Source organism: Salinimicrobium tongyeongense (assembly GCF_026109735.1).
Taxonomy (GTDB): domain Bacteria; phylum Bacteroidota; class Bacteroidia; order Flavobacteriales; family Flavobacteriaceae; genus Salinimicrobium; species Salinimicrobium tongyeongense.
On record NZ_CP069620.1, the window covers coordinates 1,134,429 to 1,157,125 of the forward strand.

A 22,697-nucleotide genomic window follows, 5' to 3' on the forward strand; every position below is an offset into this window, starting at 1 on the left:
GTTTTGAAAACCTGTGAGGTTTAGCTTCATATGTAATGTAGTCCTACAACTCCTTCGACACCTGATGCACTGCCTCTATGGTCGCATCAAGATCTTCATAAGAGAGCGCATCTGTAATGAACCAGGTTTCAAAAGCACTCGGTGCAATGTAGACACCATGATCCAGCAGCCCGTGGAAGAATTTCTTGAATTTTCCATTGCCCGCAGATCGTGCTGCAGATGCAAAATCTATTATCGGTTCTTCTCCAAAATGTACCGAGATCATAGACCCCTTTCGATTGATAGTGTGGACAACCTTATTCCGGTTAAGCACATTCCCGATTCCCTTATGCAGGTAAGCAGTTTTTTCCTCCAGCCTGTTATAAATTTCAGCATCTTTATTCAGTTCCTGGAGCATGGCCAATCCTGCTGCCATTGCCAGCGGATTCCCGCTCAAGGTTCCCGCCTGGTAAACAGGTCCGGTTGGTGCGAGGTAATCCATTATTTCATTCCGGGCGGCGAAGGCTCCCACGGGTAATCCACCACCAATCACTTTTCCGAAGCAGACGATATCAGCATCCACTCCGTAAGCTTCCTGTGCCCCGCCTTTTGCAAGCCTGAAGCCGGTCATTACCTCATCAAATATCAACAGCACATCATGCTCGTCACAAAGCTGGCGAAGACCTTCCAAAAATCCCTTTTTTGGAGGGATACATCCCATGTTCCCTGCCACAGGTTCTAAAATAATACAGGCTACTTCGCCTTTGTTGGCTTCAAGCAGCTCCTCTACGTTCTCAAGATCGTTATAGGTTGCCAGCAAAGTGTCTTTTGCCGTTCCTTTGGTAACCCCCGGACTATTGGGCGTTCCAAAGGTCACTGCCCCGCTGCCTGCCTGAATCAAAAATGAATCTGAGTGCCCGTGATAGCAGCCTGCAAATTTGATGATCTTATCCCTGTTCTTGAAGCCACGGGCAAGGCGTACCGCGCTCATGGTGGCCTCGGTACCCGAATTCACCATGCGTATTTTATCAATATTTGGCACCATAGAAACTGCGAGTTCGGCAATAGTCGTCTCTAGTTCTGTTGGCGTTCCAAAAGAAGTCCCTTTTTTGGCCTTTTCAACCACCGCATTCACCACGGGTTCAAAAGCGTGGCCAAGAATAAGCGGCCCCCAGGAATTGATATAGTCTATATATTTATTTCCGTCTTCATCATAAATATAGGCTCCCCTGGCTTCTTTTATAAATATAGGCTCTCCGCCCACGGCACTAAACGCCCTCACGGGAGAGTTCACTCCGCCGGGAATAACTTTTTTAGCTGCAGCAAACAATTCGCTGCTTCTTTTATAGATCATAATTTTGATTTATTGAGGCACGTAAAGCGTTTGGCCAATGCCAATGTTCGTACCTCTAAGGTTGTTCATTTTTTGTAACTGTTCTACAGTGATATTGTGCTTTTTAGAGATAGAATACAACGTATCTCCCCGCTGCACCGTGTACTCCCTGGCTGAGGAATTCCCGGCATTTTGCGGCGCCGAATATGCTATGTCGCGTGCAGAGGCATCGCCGTCATAAAGGTATAACTGGTACCTTTCAATAAGGCTAATAAGTTTATCGGGGTACTTCCTGTCGGTAGCATAGCCTGCAGCTCTCAAGCCCCTGGCCCAGCCCTTATAATCTTTGATGTCGAGATCAAATAAAGCTGCGTAGCGCCTTCTTTCGGCTAAAAAAAGCGAATGATCCCTGTAAGAATATTTCGGATCCTTGTATTTCCTGAAGCATTCCTGCCTTTCATCATCATCGTGATAGACCTTTTGACCGGTCCAGCCATGGCATTTAATCCCAAAGTGGTTGTTTGCCCTGCGGGTCAACTGCCCTTCTCCCGCCCCACTCTCCAGGATTCCCTGGGCTAAAGTGATACTGGCAGGAATATGGTAAAGTCGCATTTCTTCCTGGGCAATAGGTGCAAATTCATGGATATATGCCTCGATTTTGTCGGAATAAGTACGCGGGGTTGATGGCACCTGGGTCTTAGCCTGGCGGGGGGCATTTCTGTCTACAACAGCAGGCACTTCTTTTTTAGAGGCCTTCCTGGCTTTCTTTCCCGAGCCACAAGCCACACTGAAAATCAGCAAGAGAAGAGTGAGGATTTTTAAAGCAACTTTCATCTACATCAAAATTGTGGGTAAATTTTTCATTTCGAGCACCTTATTCATTCCGGAAATTCCCTGCAGGCCTCCCGTATGAATGGCTAAAATACGAGTATTTTTCAAAAAATATCCTTCCCGGGCCAGGTCAAAAATACCGTACAGCATCTTTCCCGTATAAACCGGATCCAGCTGTACGCCGTAGCTGCTTCGGAAGGTATTGATAAATGTAATTAGCTCCCGGTCTACCTTAGCATAACCTCCAAAATGGTAATTTGTTATAAGGTCCCAGTTATTTTTTTTGCTGAAGCGTGCTATCTCCGGCTTCAAAAAATCCCCTTTTAGAGCCGGAAATCCCAATATTTGCTGATGTTCTTCGGAAGCATTAATGATCCCGCTAATCGTTCCACCTGTGCCCACCGCGCAACAAATCACATCAAATTCGGCATCTCCCCGAAGCAAAATTTCCTCACAGCCTTTTACCGCCAGCTCGTTGGTGCCGCCTTCCGGTACCAGGTAAAAATCTCCGAATTTCTTCCGCAGGTCTTCAATAAATACTTCGGAAGTTTTCTCCCTGTAATCGCTCCGGCTTATAAAATGGAATTCCATTCCGCAGGCATGGGCAAACCTTAAAGTTGGATTTTCCTGAAGGGTCTTCTCAAGGTCTTTTCCCAGCTCTTCACCTCTTATAACGCCAATAGTTTTAAAACCCGCAAGTTTTCCCGCCGCCGCAGTGGCCGAAATATGGTTCGAAAAAGCCCCGCCAAAGGTGAGCAGAATTTGCCTTTTTTGAGAGGTAGCTTCGTTGATGTTATACTTCAGCTTTCGAAATTTGTTGCCCGATACTTCAGGGTGCAAAAGGTCTTCCCGCTTCAGGTAGATTGAAACGCCATTTACTTCAGCAATAAACTGATTGGGCACTTTTGAGGGATTGCTAAAAAGATTTGCGGGTTGAATCATTTTCAGAAAATAAACTATTGCGGGCTAACCACAATGCTGCAAATATTAAGAACTAATTATAAGAAACAAACACCGGTTTGTCAAAAAGTATATTTAATTTCTGAAATTAATTCAGCTTCATGAAAAAATTTGATGCCATTATCATTGGAACGGGACAGGCAGGCCCGCCCCTGGCTGCCAGCCTCGCCAGAAACGGATTGAAAACTGCCATTATTGAGAAAGGGGCTCTGGGGGGCACCTGCGTCAACACGGGTTGTACCCCCACAAAAGCCTATGTTGCCTCGGCGCGCAGGGCTTTTATCGCCGGGAACAGCCGCGAAATGGGCGTGAATATTGAAGGAAAGGTGCAGATAGATCTCAAAACAATCAAGGCCCGAAAAGATCAACTAATAGCTGATTCTCATAAAAGTCTCGAAAAAACTTTTGAAAAGGATGAGCATATTAGCCTTTTCCGTGGAAAAGCTATGTTTCTCGATGATCACACAATTTTGGTTAACGGGGAAGAATTAACGGCGAAAAAGATCTTTATCAACGTGGGCGGCAGGCCCAGGGTGCCCAAAGATTTTGAAGCTGTCAATTATCTCACCAACCGCAGTATGCTTCAGCTCGATGAGGTGCCAGAAAACCTGGTGGTGATTGGCGGCGGCTATGTGGGGCTGGAATTTGCCCAGATGTTCAGCCGCTTTGGAAGCAAAGTGACCATCCTGGAACGGGGTTCGGCCCTCATGAAAAAAGAGGACGACGATATTGCTGAAGCCATTACAGAGATCATCAGAAAAAGCGGCATCAATGTGCTGCTGAACTCTGATTGTATCAAGGCTGCTGAAAAAGATGGAGAGATTGAAGTGACCTATAACTGTGAAGAAGGAAGCAAAACCATACAGACCTCGCATTTACTGCTGGCCGTGGGCAGAGTTCCAAATACCGATGAGCTAGGGCTGGAAAAAACCAGCGTGGAACTGGACGACCGCGGATTCATTAAAGTAAATGATGAGCTACAGACATCAGTCCCGCACATTTGGGCTCTGGGAGATTGTAACGGCGAAGGGGCTTTTACCCACACCTCTTTTAACGATTTTCAAATAGTGAATTCCCAGCTTTTTGAGGAGAGAAAGAGAAAACTGTCTGATCGTTTTCCCTGCTATGCCGCGTACATTGATCCTCCGCTTGCCAGGGTGGGTCTCGATGAAAAACAGATCAAAGCCCAGGGAATAAAAGCCAAAGTTGCTGAAATGCCCATGGAGAAGGTTGCCCGCGCCAAAGAAAAAGGAGAGACCGCCGGAAAAATGAAGATCTTCATTGATGCCGAAACCGACAGGATCCTGGGAGCAACATTTTTAGGAACCGGGGCAGATGAATACATCCACTCCGTTATTGACCAGATGTATGCAGGTGCGACCTACCAGGTAATGCGGGATGCCGTACATATTCATCCCACGGTGAGCGAACTCATTCCCACCATGCTTGAAAAGCTTCGGGATCTATAGCATTGAAAAAGGCTTTTTAAAGGTATTTTCTAAAATCCCAGAACTTACGGTTGGGAATGTACTTCAGGTTTCTTTCGTTAGCATAGGCTTCGCGCTCAAAACAAATCCGGTTATAGGCTTTGTAGGAATCCCTGTACTTTATGAGCCTGATGAAATACTCAAAAAAGTACCATACAAAGAAGAAGATCACCAGTAGCTCCAGCTGTTGCTTGAGGTGAATGCGCTCGTGGTTCATAAAAACAGGGTTCTTTTTCAGCTCTTCCCGCTTTACCACAATGAACGGCCAAAGGACTACGCCATCAAAGTGTTTGGCAAGAATAAATTTATTTACCACCACAAACATTAGGGCAAGATAAGAAAATGCTATTTTTGTGATATGAGTTTTTCAAGAAAAAAAATTCCTCTTGAAGAAGGGGATTATTATCTCACCCCCGAAGGCTACCGCTGTTTTACCGAACAATACCACCTCAAGCGGGGTTATTGCTGCGAAAGCGGCTGCCGCCACTGCCCTTACGGCTTCAACAAAAAAACCAATCAACAGAAAAAATAATTCTATATGGACTTCAAAAATGCCATTTTAGAAGGTATTCCGGCAAACCTGCCTCCTGCACAAGATTATGATTACAATATAAACCACGCTCCAAAACGCAAGGACATTCTCTCTGCTGAAGAAAAAAAACTCACCCTGCGCAATGCGCTCAGGTATTTTGACAGCAAACATCACGAAGAGCTGCTACCCGAATTCCGCAAGGAACTTGACACCTACGGCAGGATCTATATGTACCGCCTGCGCCCCAATTACGCAATGTACGCCCGGCCAGTTTCGGAATATCCCGGAAAGTGTGAGCAGGCAAAGGCCATAATGCTCATGATACAGAACAACCTGGACCCTAAAGTGGCCCAACATCCGCATGAATTGATTACCTATGGCGGAAATGGGGCTGTTTTTCAGAATTGGGCACAGTACCGGCTGGTGATGAAATATTTAGCCGAAATGACCGAAGAGCAAACGCTGGTCATGAATTCAGGTCACCCGCTGGGACTCTTCCCGTCACACAAAGATGCACCACGCGTAGTGGTCACCAATGGGATGATGATCCCCAATTACTCTAAACAGGACGACTGGGAAAAATTCAATGCCCTTGGCGTAACCCAGTACGGACAAATGACTGCGGGAAGCTACATGTATATTGGGCCGCAGGGAATTGTTCACGGCACTACGATCACGGTGCTGAATGCCTTGCGTAAAATAGCTAAAAACTCCCCCTCCATTCCAGGGAGGGAGCCGGGGGAAGGGTCTGCTCTGTTTGTTACTTCAGGACTGGGCGGCATGAGCGGCGCACAACCCAAAGCCGGGAACATCGCCGGCTGCATTACGGTTTGTGCCGAAGTGAATCCAAAAGCAGTAGAAACCCGCCACTCCCAGGGCTGGGTAGATGAAGTTGTTGAAGATTTGGATGTGCTGGCACAAAAAGTTTCTGCAGCAAAAAAGGAAGGCAAAACCATCTCTTTTGCTTACCTCGGAAACGTGGTAGATGTATGGGAAAAATTCGATGAAGAAAACATTCATATAGACCTGGGCAGTGACCAAACTTCCCTGCACAACCCCTGGGCAGGAGGCTATTATCCTGCCGGGTTAAGCTTTTCGGAAGCAAACGGGATGATGAGCCACGATCCGGAAGCCTTTAAAGAAAAAGTACGTGAGAGTTTGCGAAGGCAAACCGAAGCCATTAACCGCCACACCAAAAAAGGCACTTACTTTTTCGACTATGGAAACGCCTTTTTACTGGAGGCTTCAAGGGCAGGTGCTAAAATCTACAAAGATGAGGCAGGTAATTTTGTGAGCGGAACTTCAGCAGGAGAAGACAAAGAATTTGCATATCCAAGTTATGTGCAGGACATCATGGGGCCCATGTGCTTTGATTATGGTTTTGGCCCCTTCCGCTGGGTATGTGCTTCAGGAAAAAAAGAAGACCTGGAGAAAACCGACCAGATTGCACGGGAAGTGCTTCAGAAATTAAAGGAAAAAGCTCCCGAAGAGATTCAGCAGCAAATGCAGGACAACATCAGGTGGATCGAAGGTGCCAGGGCCAACAAACTGGTAGTGGGATCACAGGCCCGGATTCTCTATGCCGATGCTGAAGGTCGCATAGAAATTGCAAGAGCCTTCAACAAAGCTATCGAAAAGGGGCAAATTGGACCGTTAATTTTGGGGCGTGACCATCACGATGTTTCAGGCACCGATTCTCCTTACCGCGAAACCTCCAATATTTACGACGGTTCCCGCTATACAGCTGATATGGCCATCCAGAATGTTATTGGCGACAGCTTTAGAGGTGCCACCTGGGTGAGCATCCATAACGGAGGCGGTGTAGGCTGGGGTGAAGTGATCAACGGCGGATTCGGTATGGTTCTTGAGGGTAATAAAGAGTCGGAGAGGCGGCTTAACTCAATGTTATTCTGGGATGTAAACAACGGGATCGCCCGTAGATCATGGGCCCGAAACGAAGGCGCTGTGTTCGCCATAAAACGCGCGATGAAAGCAGAACCCCGCTTAAAAGTAACCATACCCAACCTTGTGGACGACCGCTTATTGGACACTTAACCTTAAAACACTATTTATATGAGAGCGATTAAAATTACTTCAATCCTTGTTCTGTTCGTGCTGGTAATGACTTCCTGCAGTAGCGTGAAAGTGGCGACAGATTACGACAGGGAAGTGAACTTTTCACAGTATCAAACCTATGCTTTCTTTAAACCCGGTATTGACAAGGCAGAAATTTCTGATCTTGACAAAAAACGTATCCTAAGGGCCATAGACCAGGAAATGCAGGAAAAAGGTTTCTCCAAGTCTGACAATCCCGATCTACTTATCAGCATTTTCACCAAGACCAAAGAGAACGTGAACATCTACAACAACGCCTACGGCTATGGTTATGGGTGGGGCTGGCACCCATGGTATTGGGGTTCTGGATATAACACCGTAAGCTCTACTACCGAAGGCACCCTTTACATTGATCTTGTAGATGCCGAAAAGAAAGAACTGGTTTGGCAGGGTATGGGCACTGCAGCCCTTTCTACCAAAGTGGAACAAAAACAAGAGAGAATAAATGAAATTGTGGAAGAGATCCTGGAGAAATATCCGCCTTCCATGAATTAAGATGAATGCCCCCCAAACTAAAGCCGCTAATATTAAAAGATTAGCGGCTTTTTTGTTTCTTCATGAGACCTATTCATGTGGTAACCAATATATTACAAACCTAATATTTTTGTATCTTTAAAACCTGTTGTTGACTCAACTGGTAAACAGCAGAAGATTTTATTTTTTGATTTTTAACACGGGTTACCCAGGAGTTGGTTGAGTGATTATTATATTTAAGTATGGGAAATTTAAAAGATCGCGAGGCTTTGATTAATAGAATCAGAAAAATTGATGATAAGAATGTTCTTGATGAAGTTAAGAGACTTCTTAACCTAAATTTTGATGATACCTTTTATCAGTTAAACGAAGATCAAGAGGCCCAAATAACTCAGGCCAGGGAAGAATTGAGTCGTGGAGAAGGAATATCATCTGATCAGGTTGAAAAAGATTTTGATGAATGGCTAAACAAATAGTCTGGTCTCCTTTAGCTGTACAAAAACGCTCAGAAATTTTGAAATTCTGGATTAAAAAGAATAAATCTGATACCTACAGTAAAAAATTAAATAAACTGTTCAAGGAAGCCAGCCATTTAATATCCAAACATTCAGGCATAGGAAAACCTACTTCAAATGGTAATGTTCGGTTTAAGATTATCCTCCATTATCTCATGTTTTACGAACTCAAAAATAATAAGGTTTATATTCTAACTATTTGGGATTCCAGGCAGGATCCAGAGAAATTTAGACTTCCGTAAATTTATATAGCTATGGAAAAAGAATTTGAGTCAAATGAAATTATTGACAGGCTTCCGGCACACCTGAAGCAGTTCATAAAACCTCAGAATTATGAGGACTACACGCCAATTAATCAGGCAGTGTGGAGATATGTGATGCGCAAAAATGTAGATTACCTTAGCAAAGTTGCCCACTCCTCTTACCTCGACGGACTAAAACAAACAGGGATTTCCATAGATCATATCCCCAATATGTACGGGATGAACAGGATCCTCAAAGAAATTGGCTGGGCCGCAGTAGCGGTTGATGGTTTTATTCCGCCTGCAGCTTTTATGGAATTTCAGGCGTTTAATGTACTGGTGATCGCCAGTGACATCAGGCAACTCGAACACATAGAATACACCCCGGCACCCGATATTATCCACGAAGGTGCCGGCCACGCCCCCATCATTGCAAATCCCGAATACGCCGAATACCTCCGCCGCTTTGGAGAGATTGGTTGCAAAGCCATTTCCAGCGCAAAAGATTACGAAATCTATGAAGCCATTCGCCACCTTTCCATCATTAAAGAAGCCGAAGATACTCCGCAGGAAGAGATCGAAGCTGCCGAAAAAAAGGTAGATGAATTACAAAACGACCAGCGGGAACAAAGCGAAATGGCGCAGATAAGAAACCTGCACTGGTGGACCGTAGAATACGGCCTCATAGGCACGCCCGAAAACCCTAAAATCTATGGCGCCGGCCTCCTTTCCTCGATTGGGGAGAGTGCCTGGTGCATGACCGATAAGGTGAAGAAAATACCTTATACCATTGAAGCTGCACAGCAGGAATTCGACATTACAAAACCCCAGCCACAGCTGTACGTAACACCCGACTTTGCTCACTTAAGCCTTGTCCTGGAACAGTTTGCCAATAAAATGGCGCTGCGTGTTGGCGGCCTGGAAGGCCTTCAAAAACTTATAAATTCCAAAAATATTGGGACAATAGAACTCAGCACCGGGATACAGATCTCGGGTAATTTCACCCGCGTGATCGAAGATCATGGAAAACCGGTTTATTTCCAAACAACCGGAGAAACTGCCCTGGCTGCCAGAGAAAAAGAACTGGTGGGCCACGGCAGGAAAAACCATCCCGATGGCTTTGGCTCTCCCGTTGGAAGGTTAAAAGGCATCAACCTTGCCATTGAAGATATGAGTCCGCGAGACCTGCGAGCTTACGATATTTATGAAGGCGAACAGGTGAATTTTGAGTTTGAAGGCGGGATAACTGTTAAGGGGGAGATCATCACCGGCACCAGGAATTTACAGGGAAAGATTATACTTATTAGTTTAAAGAATTGCACCGTCACCTGGAAAGATGAGGTGCTGTTTAAGCCAGAGTGGGGAAATTATGATATGGCCATTGGAAAAGAAGTGATCTCGGCTTTTGCAGGACCTGCAGATGCCAAATCCTTTAACCTAATCACCCACACTCCTTCCTCGACTACCATTAAAAGTAAAAAAACAGCGGAGCGGGAGGAATTGGAATCCCTCTACGAATCTGTTAGAAATATAAGGCAGGGCAGGAACACCAAATTCTCCCTTGAAGCAGCTTTTGATCTTGCTAAAAAATACCACCCTAAAGACTGGCTGCTTTCCGTAGAGATCTTTGAACTTGCCAGCGGGAAGGATGAGAAACTGGCTTCGGCAGTATTGGAACATCTCGAAGATGTTAAACAAAGGAGGCCAGAAGTTTCACACCTTATCGATAACGGCATCGGTTTGGTTAAACCTGAGCTGGTAACGTCCTAATTAAAGTTTTAGCTCCTGCATTTCCTGTTCTGCGCTAAATTCCTGGTCGTTATAGGTAAGCGTCCAGCCAAGCGTGTTAGTGAGGATATATATCTTTTGCAGCTCACTTATCAGCCGGTTTTTGGCGTTGGATTTTAAAGTGGAATTCTCCACTTTTTCCCGCATTGATCTATTGATGCGCGTTTTAATCTTGTTGTAATCATCGGCCGTGAACTGGTTCAGGTAGTCCTGGGTGATGTCGTAGTATTTAATATCGGGATAGATATTGATCTCTTCTTCCGGAATATGTTTTATGTGCACAGTTTTATTTTCAACATCAACTTCAGTGACCAGTTTACTCAGGTCGTACGCCACCGTCGCTTTCGTATTCACGATAATTAGTGCCCTTTTTCGGGCTGGGAGCACATCCAGAAACCTGTTTTTAGTGTCTTTATAAGTGTAGACCTGAGAAAAAGTCCCCTCGGTCACCACAAGTTTCCCAACGTTCTTAATTTGCTGCTGAATAAGCGCAGTACTTTCCTCCAGGCAGTCTCTTTCGGCATTCCGGTTCTCAAAATAGCGGTAAACCATGAAAATAAGCAGTACTGCAAGGGCACCAAGAATGTATTTCTTCATGTTCTAAAAATACGAATTAGGAGGAGGCTTTTTTTGAAGAAAATGTGAAGATTTCTCTCAAAAACGAATCTGAGGTACTTCTTTTTCGAGTTTTTCTATTTTTTGCTGAAGATTTCTTCGGAATTTCTGATGCGCTTCAGAAGTTTCATTAAAAGGCCGGTGTAAAAGCCCTTTTTGGATGGTATCCACCTGCTTCATGACTTCGGAAGCTGCTGAAGCTATCCAGCCCTGCCTGAATTTCTCCCAAATGTAATCTACCGCCACAATATTAGGATGCAGCATATCTTCAGCATAGAACCTGTAATCCCTCAGCTCGTCCATCATGATCTCATACGAAGGAAAATAGGAACAATTTTCTTCTGAAGCCACCCTTTCCTGGATTGCAGTGATCAATTTGGCTTTGCTTAACTGATTTTCAACAAAACCATCCTTTAAATGTCGCACTGGGGAAACCGTGAAGATAATCTGGGCTGAAGGATTTAGCGACCTCACAATTTCTGAGGTGTCAAAAAGGGCATTTTTCACCTCTGTTATTTCCCTGCTAAATTTCGCCTGCGGCACTTTATGGCAATTGGCCACCAGCAGCTGCCCTGTTTCATTCAGTTTATATCCCCAGGCTGTTCCCGGCGTGATGACCACATGAGTGGCCGTCTTCAAAAACTCCCGGGTTTCCTGCACGGCGGCGTTCAGTTTGTTCAGGATCTCCTCTTTTTCTACGGAATTAAGATCGGAATGGGCTTCGTAACATTTCCAGGTCTCATTGTGGTAAAAAATATCGGCTTCAGTAAAAATGTACTGCTCTTTTACCCTTTTTAAGAAGTTGTGAATGGCCGCAGGATGAAAAAGAATTCCGAAGGGATTAAGCAGGTTTGGGAACTTGAAGTACTCCAGTTTATTTCCGATATTTTCCACAAAACAGGAACCTAAAAGCAGCACTTTTGAAGAGTAACCGATTTTTGGTTCTTGCGGAGTTACGGGAACTTGAGTACGGAATTCCATTTGATTTTAAATATCCTCTTTAAAGACCTCACAGGTTTTTGAAACCTGTGAGGTCTGAAATCTAATTTCTGATATCCTTATTAAAAACCTAACAGGTCTTGGAGACCTGTTAGGTTTAGACGATTTACAAATCTTATTTCACAAACTCCTCAGCCTTTTGCAGGGCCTCGTTCAATCCTCCCGGATTTTTACCTCCGGCAGTCGCGTAAAAAGGTTGTCCGCCGCCGCCGCCCTGGATGTAACGACCGAGTTCCTTTACTACCTTTCCGGCATTTAGACCTTTTTCCTGTACCAGGTTCTTTGAAATGTAACAGGAGAGCATTGCTTTTTCATCCTGCCGGGTACCAAAAAGTAGAAATAGATTCTCCATTTCATCCCCCAACTGGAAAGAAAGGTCTTTGATGCCGCCTATATCCAAATCTACTTCTTGAGCGAGGAAGTTGATGCCATTAATTTCCCGGATCTGATTTTTAAGATCCCCTTTCAGGTTTTTGGCTTTATCACGAAGCAAAGCTTCGATCTGTTTTTTTAATTCGGCGTTTTCTTCCTGCAGGTTCACCACTGCTTTCACGGGATCTTTGGCGTTCTTGAGCACGACTTTGATCTCGCCAAAAGTTTGGGTTTGTGCAGTAAAATATTCTTTGGCAGCTTCATTGGTAATAGCTTCGATCCTGCGGATTCCTGAAGCAACAGCCCCTTCAGAAATGATCTTAAAATGCCATATATCGGCGGTATTCCCAACATGCGTACCACCACAGAGCTCCATGGATTTTCCGAAGCGAATAGCGCGAACTTTGTCCCCGTATTTCTCCCCAAAAAGGGCAATTGCGCCGTCGTTTATTGCTTGCTGATAGGTCATTTCGCGATTATCAACAAGCGGAAGTTTTTCAGCAATCCTTGAATTCACGAAATCCTCTACCTGCTGCAATTCTTCCGAAGAAACCTTGCTGAAGTGAGAGAAGTCAAATCTTAAATAATCACTTTGTACCATGGAACCTTTTTGCTCCACGTGCGGCCCCAGGATTTCCCTGAGCGCCTGGTGCAATAAGTGCGTGGCACTATGATTGGCTGCGGTACGCGCTCTTTGTGCAGCATTTACTTTGGCCGAAAAAGTACCCGAAAGATCTTCGGGAAGTTCTTTGGTGAGGTGAATGATAAGGTTGTTCTCCTTGCGGGTGTCTAAAATGTAATTTACAGCACCATTTTTTGACTCCAGAGTTCCTTTGTCGCCCACCTGGCCTCCACCTTCAGGATAAAATGGCGTTTTGCTGAAGACTAGCTGGTACAGCTCCCCTTCTTTTTTAGATTCCACTTTGCGGTAGCGCAAGATCTCCACCTCGGCTTCAAGGCTGTCGTAGCCCACAAAACCTTCGGTCTCTGCTTCCTTCACCACCTGCCAGTCGCCGGAAGTTACTTTCGAGGCATTCCTGGAACGATCTTTTTGCTTCTGCAGCTCGGCTTCAAATTCCTTTTGGTCAAGGCTGTAGCCTTTTTCACTCAGGATAAGCGCGGTAAGGTCAATTGGGAATCCAAAAGTGTCATATAATTCAAAGGCTTTTTGGCCTGAAACTTTTTTGTCTTTGCTCTCCTGCATGATCTGGTCCAACAGCACCAACCCCTGGTCAAGTGTGCGTAAAAAGGAATTTTCTTCTTCCCTAATTACGTTTGTGATGAGGTTTTGCTGAGAACGCAGTTCGGGAAATGCTTCTCCCATCTGGCTTGCCAGCGTCTCAACCAGTTTATAAACAAAGGCTTCTTTTTGGTTGAGGAAAGTGAAGCCATAGCGAATGGCCCTTCTAAGGATACGACGAATCACGTAACCGGCGCCGGTACTACCTGGCAACTGCCCGTCGGCAATGGCAAAAGATACCGCCCGCACATGATCGGCAATTACACGGATTGCAATGTCGGTCTCTTCGTTCTTCCCGTATTCTGAAGTTGTCACCTCGCTAATCTTCTTGATGAGCGGGGTGAAAACATCGGTATCATAATTTGATTTTACGCCCTGCAACGCCATACAAAGGCGCTCAAAGCCCATGCCTGTATCTACATGTTTCTCCGGAAGTTTTTCGAGGGAACCATCGGCTTTTCGGTTAAACTGAATGAAAACCAGGTTCCAGATCTCCACTACAAGCGGATGGTCATTGTTTACCAGCTCCCTTCCGGGAGTTTTCGCCTTCTCTTCAGCCGATCTAAGGTCGATATGGATTTCAGAAGAAGGTCCGCACGGCCCCTGATCGCCCATTTCCCAGAAATTATCTTTTTTATTTCCGTAGATAATGCGGTCTTCGGGCACTATTGCCTTCCATAGATCTAAAGCTTCCCGATCTACAGGCAAATCTTCTTCCTCACTGCCTTCAAAAACCGAAACATACAGGTCTGCTTTATTTAGTTTATAAACTTCGGTAAGCAGTTCCCATGCCCAGTGAATGGCTTCCTTTTTAAAATAATCCCCAAAGCTCCAGTTGCCAAGCATCTCGAACATGGTATGGTGGTAAGTGTCTTTGCCCACCTCTTCAAGGTCGTTGTGCTTCCCGCTCACGCGCAGGCATTTTTGGGTATCGGCGATGCGACGGCTGGTAGGTGTCCCGTTACCTAAAAAGAATTCCTTGAACTGGTTCATCCCTGCATTGGTGAACATGAGCGTGGGGTCGTCTTTGACCACCATGGGCGCAGATGGTACTATGCTGTGGGATTTATTTTGAAAGAATTCGAGGAATTTAGAACGTATCTCCTGGGATTTCATGAAGGCTAAAATTTAATATTATGCTGTCGGGAAAACAATTTTTATATTTGTTCGTTTCTCAAGCTGATTGTTGCACTGTTTTTGCAACATATTAAGTAACGCAAAAATAGAATAATTTAACTTATGTCTAAGGTTAAATATTATTACGACAGCGAGACGCTATCTTACAAAAAGATTGAGCGCAAGAAAGGCCGCCGCCTTGGAATTGCTGCTCTTAGTGTGCTGGGGACCTTCCTGGCCGGCTTTATTCTCCTGGTGATCTACCTCAACATCCCGCAGCTCGAGACCCCCAAGGAAAAAGCACTTTCCCGGGAACTTGAAAATATGAAATTACAGTACAGCCTTCTCAACCGCAAAATGGAGCAAATTGAGAGCGTACTGGCCAATGTAGAAGATCGCGACAACAACATTTACCGCCTTTACTTTGAAGCCAACCCCATCCCCGAAGAACAGCGGCTTGCCGGTTTTGGAGGGATAAACCGCTATAAAGACCTGGAGGGCTTTGACAATTCTAAACTTATTATTGAAAGCCACAAAAAGCTGGATATGCTTACCAAAAGGCTGGTGGTGCAATCGCGTTCCCTAGATGAGATCATTGAACTGGCCAATGATAAAGAGAACCTGCTGGCTTCTATCCCGGCCATTATCCCGGTAAAGAATGAGAACCTTAAAAGGATGGCTTCGGGTTACGGCTGGCGCACAGACCCTTTTACCAAGGTGAGAAAATTCCATTACGGAATGGACTTTACAGCTCCCCGGGGAACTCCTGTATACGCAACCGGCGACGGGGTTGTGGAAAGGGCCGATAACCGTTCCAGCGGGTACGGAAACCATATAAGGATAGATCACGGTTATGGCTACGTGAGCCTTTATGCCCACCTTTACAAGTACAACGTGAGGAGAGGGCAAAAGGTACAGCGCGGAGATCTTATAGGTTTTGTGGGCAGCACAGGGCGTTCACAGGCGCCGCACCTGCACTACGAGATCTTTAAGGATGATGTGAAGATCAATCCCATCAACTTCTATTACGGACATTTATCTCCGGCCGAATATGACGATATCCTGGAGCAGGCACAACTTGAAAACCAATCTCTGGATTAATGCATGTAGACCTTCCAGATAAACTGTACTACTCTATTGGCGAAGTGGCCGAAGCCTTTAAGGTGAACACCTCCCTCATCAGGTTTTGGGAGAAGGAATTTGATGCCATAAAACCCCGGAAGAACGCAAAAGGCAACCGCAAGTTTACCAAAGAAGACATCAAGAACCTGGAGTTGATCTACCACCTGGTAAAAGAAAGAGGCTTTACCCTCGAGGGCGCAAAAATCCATCTCAAGGAAGAGAAAAGCCGGAAAACATTGTCTAACTTTGAAATCATTAGAAAGCTGGAGAATATAAAATCCACTTTAAACAATTTAAAAAAGGAACTGTAATATGAAAAAATGGCTCGTCCCCGTATTGATCATTGGGGCTATTGTCTTAGGTCTTTACCTGTTAACCGTTGGAAAATACAACAATGCCGTAGTAAAGCAGGAAACAGCACAAACTGCCTGGTCACAGGTTGAGAGCGCCTACCAACGCCGAAGCGACCTCATCCCTAACCTGGTCAACACCGTGAAAGGCGCGGCAGACTTTGAAAGGGGAACGCTTACCGATGTGATAGAAGCCCGTGCAAAAGCAACTTCTGTGAACGTTGATGCCAGCAATATCACCCAGGAGAACCTTCAGCAGTTTCAGCAGGCACAGGGAGAAGTTTCTTCAGCTTTGTCGCGATTGCTCGTAACCGTAGAAAGGTATCCCGAACTTAGGGCAACCCAGAATTTTCAGCAGTTACAGTCACAACTTGAGGGCACAGAGAACCGAATTAACGTAGAGAGAAACCGGTACAACGAACAGGTAAGGGATTACAACACCTACATCAGGAAGTTTCCTAATAACCTTATTGTAGGCATGTATGGTTTTGAGAGAATGCCTCTTTTTGAAGCCGATCCTGGTTCTGAAAGCGCACCCGAAGTAGATTTTGATTCCTAAAAGTCCCAAAAATGTCAAAAATAGAAGAATTTCTTTCTGAAGCCGATGAAGCCGAAGTGGTGGCAGCCATTAGAGCGGCAGAGAATAAAACTTCGGGAGAAATTCGGGTACATATTGAAAAGACCAGCAAAGGCAAGATCTGGGACCGCGCAATGGAAGTTTTCCACTTACTGAAGATGGACAACACCAAAGAAGATAACGGGGTGCTCATTTACGTTGCCATAGATGACCGGCAGTTTGTGATCTACGGCGACAAAGGCATCAATAAAGTTGTGCCCCCGGATTTTTGGGAAACTACCAAAGATGCCATTGCTTCAAGGTTCAAAAATGGTGAATTCAAACAGGGCCTTATAGACGGTATTCTTATGGCCGGCAAGGAATTACAGGAACATTTTCCCTGGAGCGAAGATGACACCAATGAACTCTCGGATAAAATATCCAAATAATGAACAATTTACTTCGGAATTCCCTTCTTCTAATCGCCCTTTTCAGCCTTGGCCTTACGGCTTATGCGCAAAGGGATATTCCTCCCAGGCCTTCTTTGGAAACCAGTGTTTATGATGAAGCTGAAGTACTCTCTTCGCAGGAAGAGCAGGCCCTGGAACGAAAGCTTATCAATTACGCCGATACTACCTCTACGCAAATCGTTATTGCCACAATAGAATCTTTGCAGGGCGAATACATTGGCACCTATGCTGCCGAATGGGCTCATGAATGGGGCGTGGGGCAGGCCGAAGAAGACAACGGAATATTGATTTTACTTGCTGAAACCGAACGCAAGATCTGGATCTCCACCGGCTACGGAATTGAAAGTACACTTACCGATGCCCTCTCCAAACAAATTATTGAAGGCGTTATACTCCCTGAATTTCGCTCCGGAAGTTATTACCGCGGATTAGATGCGGGTACAACTGCAATTTTCCAGGTACTTAATGGCACTTTTGAAGGTTCACGACCCGCTTCGGGAGACGGAGCTGCTCCACGATTCATTGTTCTGGCCCTCATTTTGATCGTTTTTCTCATCATCCTTAGTTCCCGCAACAAAAGAGGCGGTGGCCGTGGAGGATATCGCCGTGGCGGCGGACTCCTCGACATCCTTGTGCTCTCCAGTCTTGGCCGTGGCGGCTTTGGCGGGGGCGGTAGTTTTGGTGGCGGAGGTGGCTTCGGTGGTGGCGGCGGCTTTGGGGGCGGCTTTGGCGGCGGTGGCTTTGGCGGCGGCGGTGCCGGCGGTGGATGGTAGGTTCAGTTAGCAGTGAGCAGTCTTTTAGTAGGCAGTAGGGTTCAGTGGTCAGTGGTCAGTGATCAGGAAATTCGAATTACAAGCACCAAATTACAAAGCACTAAATTCCAAAAAACAAACTCCAATGGAAAGCCCCAGCGGGGCAAAATATTGGTAGCCGGGGTTTTCAAGCCCGGGATTAAAAGTACCACCCCACATCAGGAGCCCTGAAAGGGAGATATATGTTTGGGGAATAAATTTCCATTTTTATTCATCTAATAGTGCTCCGTGGTCAGGAAATTCGAATTCCAAAAAACAAATTCCAAATAACAAATTCCAATATCAACATTTGTACTCGGCACGGATCATAAATCCGCGCCAGCGGGAGACCTTATCTTCCTATTTACTGCCTACTCAAAACTGCCTACTGCAAACCATAAAAAAACAGGGGTTCCAAAAATGGCATTTTTGGAACCCCTGTTTTTTTATGGTATTTCTAAAATCTACCTTCTACATTCCCCTACATTCGTATGATCCCCCCGCCTCTCCGGTTTGGATCCTTTCCTCCAAACTTACTTAGTTTGTAGGTGAAGCTAAGCATAAAATACTGTTCAAGGATAAGTTCCCGTGTGTCCTGCACAAAATCTTCCCCCGTGGTACGGGATGTGCTCACATTTTCATTGAGCAAATCGTAAACCTTCAGCTTTAATGTGGCATCGTCTTTCAGGAATTTGTAGCCAAGGCTCATGTTCCATAAAAGGGAAGTATCATCAAACCCTGGCGCAACATTTCCGTAGGAATTAAAGGAAACATCATTGCCAAAAACCACATTTTTGGGCCAGTATGTTGTGGTTTCAAGGGCCACCGTATGATTCACATACTCTTCTTCCCTGTTGTTGTTAATGCCGTACTGTGTATTGACATAGCTAAGCTCATACCGGGGATTAATCTCGATAACATCTTCATAATTGTAACCCAGCCTCAATGAAGGGCTAGCTCCAAAACGATCTGCCTTATAGCGGGTACCATTTGAAAAGCCTAACTGCCGGTTATAATTTCCGTTAAGGCCCACCCGATAGTTGAACTCCTGCTTTTCCTTTTTATACCGCTTTGAATAAAATACCCCGGCATAGGAAGTCAAACCTCCATCCAGATTTCTATATGTGGTGGTGGTTATAAGGTCTTCAGTAATTGAGTAAGGCACCACCTGGTTGTCGTAAAATGTTGCCGAAGCATATATATTCATTCCGCTGCGGGTGGCAAAGTCAAAGTTATGGTATCCAAAATTAAGGTTTTGGGAGTAGGTTGGGTCTAGTTCAGGGTTACCCACAATGATGTTCAGGGGGTTGGTAAGATTAGGCACCGGCTGCAACTGCGATATTGAAGGGATGTTATTATCTGTACGATACCTGAAGTAAAATGATTTACCACGGGTGATCTCATACCTGATATCGGCCTCCATAAAAAGTTCACTGTAATTTTTCTTAAATGAACTCTCTACCAGAAAATCCTCATTTTCAAGAGAGGTATTTAAAAGGCCCAGGTTAAAGCCTCCCCGCAATTTTTTACCCTCGTAATTAATTCCGGCATTGGGGATGTGCTTGTAACTCGTCACTTCAAAATCGTTGCTTAGCTCCCCTTCCAAAAGGTCATAATTACCGGTGTTTTCGTCAACCTGGTACACAGAACGCGTATTGGAGAGATTGAGCACAGAGAAATCGTAAGAAAGATCAAGAAAGAGTTTGTTGGCAAGCACAGAGCGCTGGGTAATTCCCGCTTCATATTCATCTGAGCTGTTATCTTCATCAATGAACTGATCCTGTATCGCGGTGCCTGTGGTGGCGCCGTCTTCTACGGTAGCCCTTTCGGAGTAGAAGAAATTTTCTCTTTCCTGTTTTTCGTTACGGTTATTAAAATCAACTTGCAAATAGGCGCCACGGCTGCCAAATTTGCGGATAAAGTCGATTCTGTTACTGAAGTTGCTGCTGTACAGTTCTTCATTATCGAAGGTGTTGGAAAGGAGTTGAGAGGCCCCTTCAATTCTTTCTGAAACGCTGTTGCGATCTGAAAATCCGTTATTGATATTTACCGATGGCCTTACCGAGATCCTGGTTAGGGTGTCGAGATCTACCTCAAAAGCCAGGTTTGCCCGGTGACTTTCGTTCACCATATTTGCTGAAGTTTCAGAATTAGTGAAGAAAGTACTATTGGGAAGAAAAGTCTCCCGCTCTACCACCGTAAAGGTTTCGGTATCATTTTTTCCGAAGAAATAATCGGCAGTCAGTTCATATTTTTTATCCCATTCGTTGGTGAAATTGAAACCGGCAGTCTCACTTTTTGTGATACCACCGCTACCGCCAAAACTATTCCCGTTAATGCTGAAGCTGCCGTTACGGTTAAAGGAGATGCTGCGTGCCCTGCCCCCCATCATGTCAAAGACCTCATCAAAAGAGAAACCCGAAGAGTTAATGTTGTTGGAACTGGCAAGCACACTCAGCCGCATATCGTCCTTGAAATAATTCCCGATGCCGCTCAATTCATACCTGTCATCTGTTCCCCCTCCTGCGGTTGCGCGTGCAAAATAGCCTTTGTTCTTATCTTCTTTTATAGTAACGTTGATGGTCTTATCATCGGGGTTTCCTGCTTTGCCCGTGAATTCTTCCGATTTGGTCTTGGTATCGACAACCTGTATCTTATCTATGATATCCTTAGGAAGGTTTTTGGTGGCGATCTTGGGATCATTCCCAAAGAATTCTTTTCCGTTCACCAGGATGCGGGAAACAGGCTTTCCGTTGACGGTAATATTTCCCTGGGCATCTACTTCCACACCCGGCAATTTTTTCATCACCTCCTCAAGATTGGCATCCTGCCTGGTGTTAAAAGATCCGGCATTGAACTCAAGGGTGTCTGACTTTATTGTGACAGGAGCTCTTTCTGAAACCAGGGTTACTTCCCCCAGCATGTTGTTTGCCACCTGCATTTTTAGCTGCCCAAGATCTATGCTGGCCTGTCTCATGCTAATAAGTCGGGTAAAAGGCTCATAACCATTATAGGTGCTCACCAGCCTAAGACTGTCCATTTTTCCTGAACCTTCAATAACAAACCCCCCGTCCTGATTGGAAATTGTATAGGAAACAAGACTGCTGTCTTTCAGCTTTTCAACGAACAGAGTAGCCGATTCTAATGGAAGCTGGGTTTCGGCATCTACGACTTTACCCGAAATAGAGAACTGCTGGGCCATTGCTCCCGAAGAAATTAAGAGCAGGCAAAAAAGGAAAAAATGCTTCATGGAATGGGAGGACTTTAAATATTAAATGCTGCTACTTTGGGTAACAGCATTTATTGGACTCCCAAAAAAGGCAAAAGTTACATGGCCTTGTTTATTTTTTCCTGAAATACACCGATACCGGCACGCCGGTAAAGTCAAATTCTTCCCTCAATTTATTTTCTAAAAACCTTTTATACGGATCTTTTACATACTGCGGAAGGTTGCAGAAAAAGGCAAACTGCGGCTGCGGTGTTGGCAGCTGCATACAAAACTTGATCTTCACATACTTGCCTTTATAGGCCGGTGGCGGGTAAGATTCAATAATTGGCAGCATCACCTCATTGAGTTCACTGGTCTTGATCTTTTTACTGCGGTTGTTGTACACCTCTACCGCAGTTTCTATAGCTTTAAAAATGCGTTGCTTTGTGAGTACCGACATAAAGACGATAGGCACATCGGTGAAAGGTTCCATTTCGCGGCGAATATTCGCCTCGTATTCTTTCATGGTATTGGTCTCTTTCTCTAAAAGGTCCCATTTGTTCACCAAAATCACAATCCCTTTCCTGTTTCGCTGGGCGAGCCAGAAAATATTTTGCACCTGCCCGTCAAAACCACGGGTGGCATCCATGACTATCAAACATACATCGCAGTGCTCTATAGCCCTAACCGAACGCATCACCGAGTAGAATTCAAGATCTTCTTTCACTTTAGACTTGCGTCGTATCCCGGCAGTATCAACCAGGTTAAATTCAAACCCGAAACGGTTGTACCTTGTGTCAATAGAATCGCGGGTTGTGCCGGCGATATCGGTCACTATATAGCGATCTTCACCTATGAGCGCATTGATAAAAGAAGATTTCCCGGCGTTGGGGCGGCCCACTACCGCAAAACGAGGCAGTTCGGCTTCTTCTTCACGGGTGTCTTCGGGCAGGGCCTCTACAAGGGCGTCAAGCAATTCCCCGGTGCCACTTCCGTTGGTGCTGGCAATGGGAAAATACTCCCCAAGTCCAAGAGCGTAAAATTCTACGGCATTTTCAAGCCGTTTTGAATTATCTACTTTATTTACGGCAAGAAATACGGGTTTGTTCACCTTCCGAAGTAATTTGGCCACATCTTCGTCCATAGGAGTAACGCCGGTTTCTACGTCTACCATGAAAATAATGGCATCGGCTTCTCCAATGGCAAGTTCTACCTGCTTGTCAATTTCGGCTTCAAAAACATCGTCGCTTCCCAGTACATAACCTCCGGTATCAATGACAGAAAAATTGCGGCCATTCCAGTCGGTTTTTCCATAATGCCGGTCTCTGGTCACTCCACTCACCGAATCTACAATGGCTTCGCGGCGCTGGATCAAACGATTAAAAAAAGTAGATTTCCCAACGTTAGGTCGTCCTACAATAGCTACAATACTGCTCATAAATATATGCTCTTAAATAAAAGTGCAAAATTAGGGGATTTAAAACAAATGCCCTGTACTTACAGCTGCCTAATTTTCAGGAATTACTGAGAGGATCATCCTGGAAAAATCTTTCAGATAAAATTACTGGCCACTGCTCATAAACAGGCTCACCTGTCAAAAAG

General features: G+C 45.1%; 21 protein-coding genes. 12 read left to right on the top strand and 9 right to left on the bottom strand.

The window, feature by feature from the left end; genetic code table 11:
- Positions 1 to 43: 43 nt before the first annotated feature.
- Genes hemL through JRG66_RS04960 form a run of 3 tightly spaced genes read right to left on the bottom strand, consistent with a single transcriptional unit; the run spans position 44 to position 3,085 of the window.
- A complete protein-coding gene (hemL, locus tag JRG66_RS04950) occupies positions 44 to 1,333 on the bottom strand; it encodes a glutamate-1-semialdehyde 2,1-aminomutase (protein ID WP_265164667.1) in 1,290 nt (429 codons plus the stop codon).
- Between the two features lie 9 nt (positions 1,334 to 1,342).
- On the bottom strand, positions 1,343 to 2,146 hold the full coding sequence (locus JRG66_RS04955; protein ID WP_265164669.1) for a glucosaminidase domain-containing protein: 804 nt from the start codon (positions 2,144 to 2,146) through the stop codon (positions 1,343 to 1,345).
- Positions 2,147 to 3,085, bottom strand: coding sequence for a 1-aminocyclopropane-1-carboxylate deaminase/D-cysteine desulfhydrase (locus JRG66_RS04960; RefSeq protein ID WP_265164670.1), 939 nt, complete (start codon positions 3,083 to 3,085; stop codon positions 2,147 to 2,149).
- A gap of 119 nt (positions 3,086 to 3,204) precedes the next feature.
- Between JRG66_RS04960 and JRG66_RS04965 the strand changes: the two genes are divergently transcribed.
- Positions 3,205 to 4,572 carry an FAD-containing oxidoreductase gene (locus JRG66_RS04965; RefSeq protein ID WP_265164671.1) on the top strand — a complete coding sequence of 456 codons (1,368 nt, stop codon included), beginning with the start codon at positions 3,205 to 3,207 and terminating at the stop codon, positions 4,570 to 4,572.
- Positions 4,573 to 4,588: 16 nt separating this feature from the next.
- On the opposite strand, the gene JRG66_RS04970 is transcribed toward JRG66_RS04965, so the two are convergent.
- Positions 4,589 to 4,915 (bottom strand): hypothetical protein, encoded by a 327-nt coding sequence (locus tag JRG66_RS04970; protein WP_265164672.1) that lies wholly within the window; start codon positions 4,913 to 4,915, stop codon positions 4,589 to 4,591.
- 33 nt (positions 4,916 to 4,948) lie between these two features.
- On the opposite strand from JRG66_RS04970, the gene JRG66_RS04975 reads away from it, so the two are divergent.
- The 6 genes from JRG66_RS04975 (at position 4,949) to JRG66_RS04995 (ending at position 10,238) form a co-directional block, all read left to right on the top strand.
- Entirely contained in the window at positions 4,949 to 5,122 is a 174-nt protein-coding gene (locus tag JRG66_RS04975; RefSeq protein ID WP_265164674.1) for a C1orf53 family protein, read from the top strand.
- 6 nt (positions 5,123 to 5,128) lie between these two features.
- Complete coding sequence (gene hutU / locus JRG66_RS04980) at positions 5,129 to 7,177, top strand: urocanate hydratase (RefSeq protein ID WP_265164676.1); 2,049 nt, start codon at positions 5,129 to 5,131, stop codon at positions 7,175 to 7,177.
- A gap of 18 nt (positions 7,178 to 7,195) precedes the next feature.
- Positions 7,196 to 7,732 (top strand): DUF4136 domain-containing protein, encoded by a 537-nt coding sequence (locus JRG66_RS04985; RefSeq protein WP_265164677.1) that lies wholly within the window; start codon positions 7,196 to 7,198, stop codon positions 7,730 to 7,732.
- A gap of 221 nt (positions 7,733 to 7,953) precedes the next feature.
- Positions 7,954 to 8,187, top strand: a complete 234-nt coding sequence (locus JRG66_RS04990; RefSeq protein ID WP_265164678.1) for a hypothetical protein — start codon at positions 7,954 to 7,956, stop codon at positions 8,185 to 8,187.
- On the top strand, positions 8,172 to 8,468 hold the full coding sequence (locus JRG66_RS15640) for a type II toxin-antitoxin system RelE/ParE family toxin (RefSeq protein ID WP_371875335.1): 297 nt from the start codon (positions 8,172 to 8,174) through the stop codon (positions 8,466 to 8,468). The genes JRG66_RS04990 and JRG66_RS15640 overlap by 16 nt, the downstream gene beginning before the upstream one ends.
- A 12-nt stretch (positions 8,469 to 8,480) precedes the next feature.
- Positions 8,481 to 10,238 (top strand): aromatic amino acid hydroxylase, encoded by a 1,758-nt coding sequence (locus JRG66_RS04995; RefSeq protein ID WP_265164680.1) that lies wholly within the window; start codon positions 8,481 to 8,483, stop codon positions 10,236 to 10,238.
- On the opposite strand, the gene JRG66_RS05000 is transcribed toward JRG66_RS04995, so the two are convergent.
- From JRG66_RS05000 to alaS, 3 genes are all read right to left on the bottom strand, one after another.
- Positions 10,239 to 10,853 carry a DUF4230 domain-containing protein gene (locus tag JRG66_RS05000; protein ID WP_265164682.1) on the bottom strand — a complete coding sequence of 205 codons (615 nt, stop codon included), beginning with the start codon at positions 10,851 to 10,853 and terminating at the stop codon, positions 10,239 to 10,241.
- A gap of 57 nt (positions 10,854 to 10,910) precedes the next feature.
- Positions 10,911 to 11,852 carry a GSCFA domain-containing protein gene (locus tag JRG66_RS05005; RefSeq protein ID WP_265164683.1) on the bottom strand — a complete coding sequence of 314 codons (942 nt, stop codon included), beginning with the start codon at positions 11,850 to 11,852 and terminating at the stop codon, positions 10,911 to 10,913.
- A gap of 133 nt (positions 11,853 to 11,985) precedes the next feature.
- Complete coding sequence (gene alaS / locus JRG66_RS05010) at positions 11,986 to 14,598, bottom strand: alanine--tRNA ligase (protein WP_265164684.1); 2,613 nt, start codon at positions 14,596 to 14,598, stop codon at positions 11,986 to 11,988.
- Between the two features lie 123 nt (positions 14,599 to 14,721).
- On the opposite strand from alaS, the gene JRG66_RS05015 reads away from it, so the two are divergent.
- From JRG66_RS05015 to JRG66_RS05035, 5 genes are read left to right on the top strand one after another with little or no spacing between them, the layout of a single operon-like run.
- Positions 14,722 to 15,699 (top strand): M23 family metallopeptidase, encoded by a 978-nt coding sequence (locus JRG66_RS05015; protein ID WP_265164685.1) that lies wholly within the window; start codon positions 14,722 to 14,724, stop codon positions 15,697 to 15,699.
- Positions 15,699 to 16,031 (top strand): MerR family transcriptional regulator, encoded by a 333-nt coding sequence (locus tag JRG66_RS05020; protein ID WP_265164686.1) that lies wholly within the window; start codon positions 15,699 to 15,701, stop codon positions 16,029 to 16,031. The genes JRG66_RS05015 and JRG66_RS05020 overlap by 1 nt, the downstream gene beginning before the upstream one ends.
- A 1-nt stretch (position 16,032) precedes the next feature.
- Positions 16,033 to 16,629, top strand: a complete 597-nt coding sequence (locus JRG66_RS05025) for a LemA family protein (protein WP_265164687.1) — start codon at positions 16,033 to 16,035, stop codon at positions 16,627 to 16,629.
- Positions 16,630 to 16,640: 11 nt separating this feature from the next.
- Complete coding sequence (locus JRG66_RS05030) at positions 16,641 to 17,075, top strand: TPM domain-containing protein (protein WP_265164688.1); 435 nt, start codon at positions 16,641 to 16,643, stop codon at positions 17,073 to 17,075.
- Positions 17,075 to 17,869, top strand: coding sequence for a TPM domain-containing protein (locus JRG66_RS05035; RefSeq protein ID WP_265164689.1), 795 nt, complete (start codon positions 17,075 to 17,077; stop codon positions 17,867 to 17,869). Before JRG66_RS05030 ends, JRG66_RS05035 begins: the two co-directional genes overlap by 1 nt.
- Positions 17,870 to 18,368: 499 nt before the next feature.
- Here the strand turns inward: JRG66_RS05035 and JRG66_RS05040 are convergent, their stop codons facing one another.
- Together JRG66_RS05040 and der are read right to left on the bottom strand one after the other, a co-directional pair.
- Positions 18,369 to 21,137 carry an outer membrane beta-barrel protein gene (locus JRG66_RS05040; protein ID WP_265164690.1) on the bottom strand — a complete coding sequence of 923 codons (2,769 nt, stop codon included), beginning with the start codon at positions 21,135 to 21,137 and terminating at the stop codon, positions 18,369 to 18,371.
- A 91-nt stretch (positions 21,138 to 21,228) separates the two neighbouring features.
- Complete coding sequence (gene der, locus JRG66_RS05045) at positions 21,229 to 22,533, bottom strand: ribosome biogenesis GTPase Der (RefSeq protein ID WP_265164692.1); 1,305 nt, start codon at positions 22,531 to 22,533, stop codon at positions 21,229 to 21,231.
- Between the last annotated feature and the right edge of the window lie 164 nt (positions 22,534 to 22,697).

Excerpts from the sequence above, each read along its gene's own strand:
- hemL (WP_265164667.1), bottom strand. The coding sequence starts at position 1,333 with ATGATCTATAAAAGAAGCAGCGAATTGTTTGCTGCAGCTAAAAAAGTT.
- JRG66_RS04955 (WP_265164669.1), bottom strand. The coding sequence starts at position 2,146 with ATGAAAGTTGCTTTAAAAATCCTCACTCTTCTCTTGCTGATTTTCAGT.
- JRG66_RS04960 (WP_265164670.1), bottom strand. The coding sequence starts at position 3,085 with ATGATTCAACCCGCAAATCTTTTTAGCAATCCCTCAAAAGTGCCCAAT.
- JRG66_RS04965 (WP_265164671.1), top strand. The coding sequence starts at position 3,205 with ATGAAAAAATTTGATGCCATTATCATTGGAACGGGACAGGCAGGCCCG.
- JRG66_RS04970 (WP_265164672.1), bottom strand. The coding sequence starts at position 4,915 with ATGTTTGTGGTGGTAAATAAATTTATTCTTGCCAAACACTTTGATGGC.
- JRG66_RS04975 (WP_265164674.1), top strand. The coding sequence starts at position 4,949 with ATGAGTTTTTCAAGAAAAAAAATTCCTCTTGAAGAAGGGGATTATTAT.
- hutU (WP_265164676.1), top strand. The coding sequence starts at position 5,129 with ATGGACTTCAAAAATGCCATTTTAGAAGGTATTCCGGCAAACCTGCCT.
- JRG66_RS04985 (WP_265164677.1), top strand. The coding sequence starts at position 7,196 with ATGAGAGCGATTAAAATTACTTCAATCCTTGTTCTGTTCGTGCTGGTA.
- JRG66_RS04990 (WP_265164678.1), top strand. The coding sequence starts at position 7,954 with ATGGGAAATTTAAAAGATCGCGAGGCTTTGATTAATAGAATCAGAAAA.
- JRG66_RS15640 (WP_371875335.1), top strand. The coding sequence starts at position 8,172 with ATGGCTAAACAAATAGTCTGGTCTCCTTTAGCTGTACAAAAACGCTCA.
- JRG66_RS04995 (WP_265164680.1), top strand. The coding sequence starts at position 8,481 with ATGGAAAAAGAATTTGAGTCAAATGAAATTATTGACAGGCTTCCGGCA.
- JRG66_RS05000 (WP_265164682.1), bottom strand. The coding sequence starts at position 10,853 with ATGAAGAAATACATTCTTGGTGCCCTTGCAGTACTGCTTATTTTCATG.
- JRG66_RS05005 (WP_265164683.1), bottom strand. The coding sequence starts at position 11,852 with ATGGAATTCCGTACTCAAGTTCCCGTAACTCCGCAAGAACCAAAAATC.
- alaS (WP_265164684.1), bottom strand. The coding sequence starts at position 14,598 with ATGAAATCCCAGGAGATACGTTCTAAATTCCTCGAATTCTTTCAAAAT.
- JRG66_RS05015 (WP_265164685.1), top strand. The coding sequence starts at position 14,722 with ATGTCTAAGGTTAAATATTATTACGACAGCGAGACGCTATCTTACAAA.
- JRG66_RS05020 (WP_265164686.1), top strand. The coding sequence starts at position 15,699 with ATGCATGTAGACCTTCCAGATAAACTGTACTACTCTATTGGCGAAGTG.
- JRG66_RS05025 (WP_265164687.1), top strand. The coding sequence starts at position 16,033 with ATGAAAAAATGGCTCGTCCCCGTATTGATCATTGGGGCTATTGTCTTA.
- JRG66_RS05030 (WP_265164688.1), top strand. The coding sequence starts at position 16,641 with ATGTCAAAAATAGAAGAATTTCTTTCTGAAGCCGATGAAGCCGAAGTG.
- JRG66_RS05035 (WP_265164689.1), top strand. The coding sequence starts at position 17,075 with ATGAACAATTTACTTCGGAATTCCCTTCTTCTAATCGCCCTTTTCAGC.
- JRG66_RS05040 (WP_265164690.1), bottom strand. The coding sequence starts at position 21,137 with ATGAAGCATTTTTTCCTTTTTTGCCTGCTCTTAATTTCTTCGGGAGCA.
- der (WP_265164692.1), bottom strand. The coding sequence starts at position 22,533 with ATGAGCAGTATTGTAGCTATTGTAGGACGACCTAACGTTGGGAAATCT.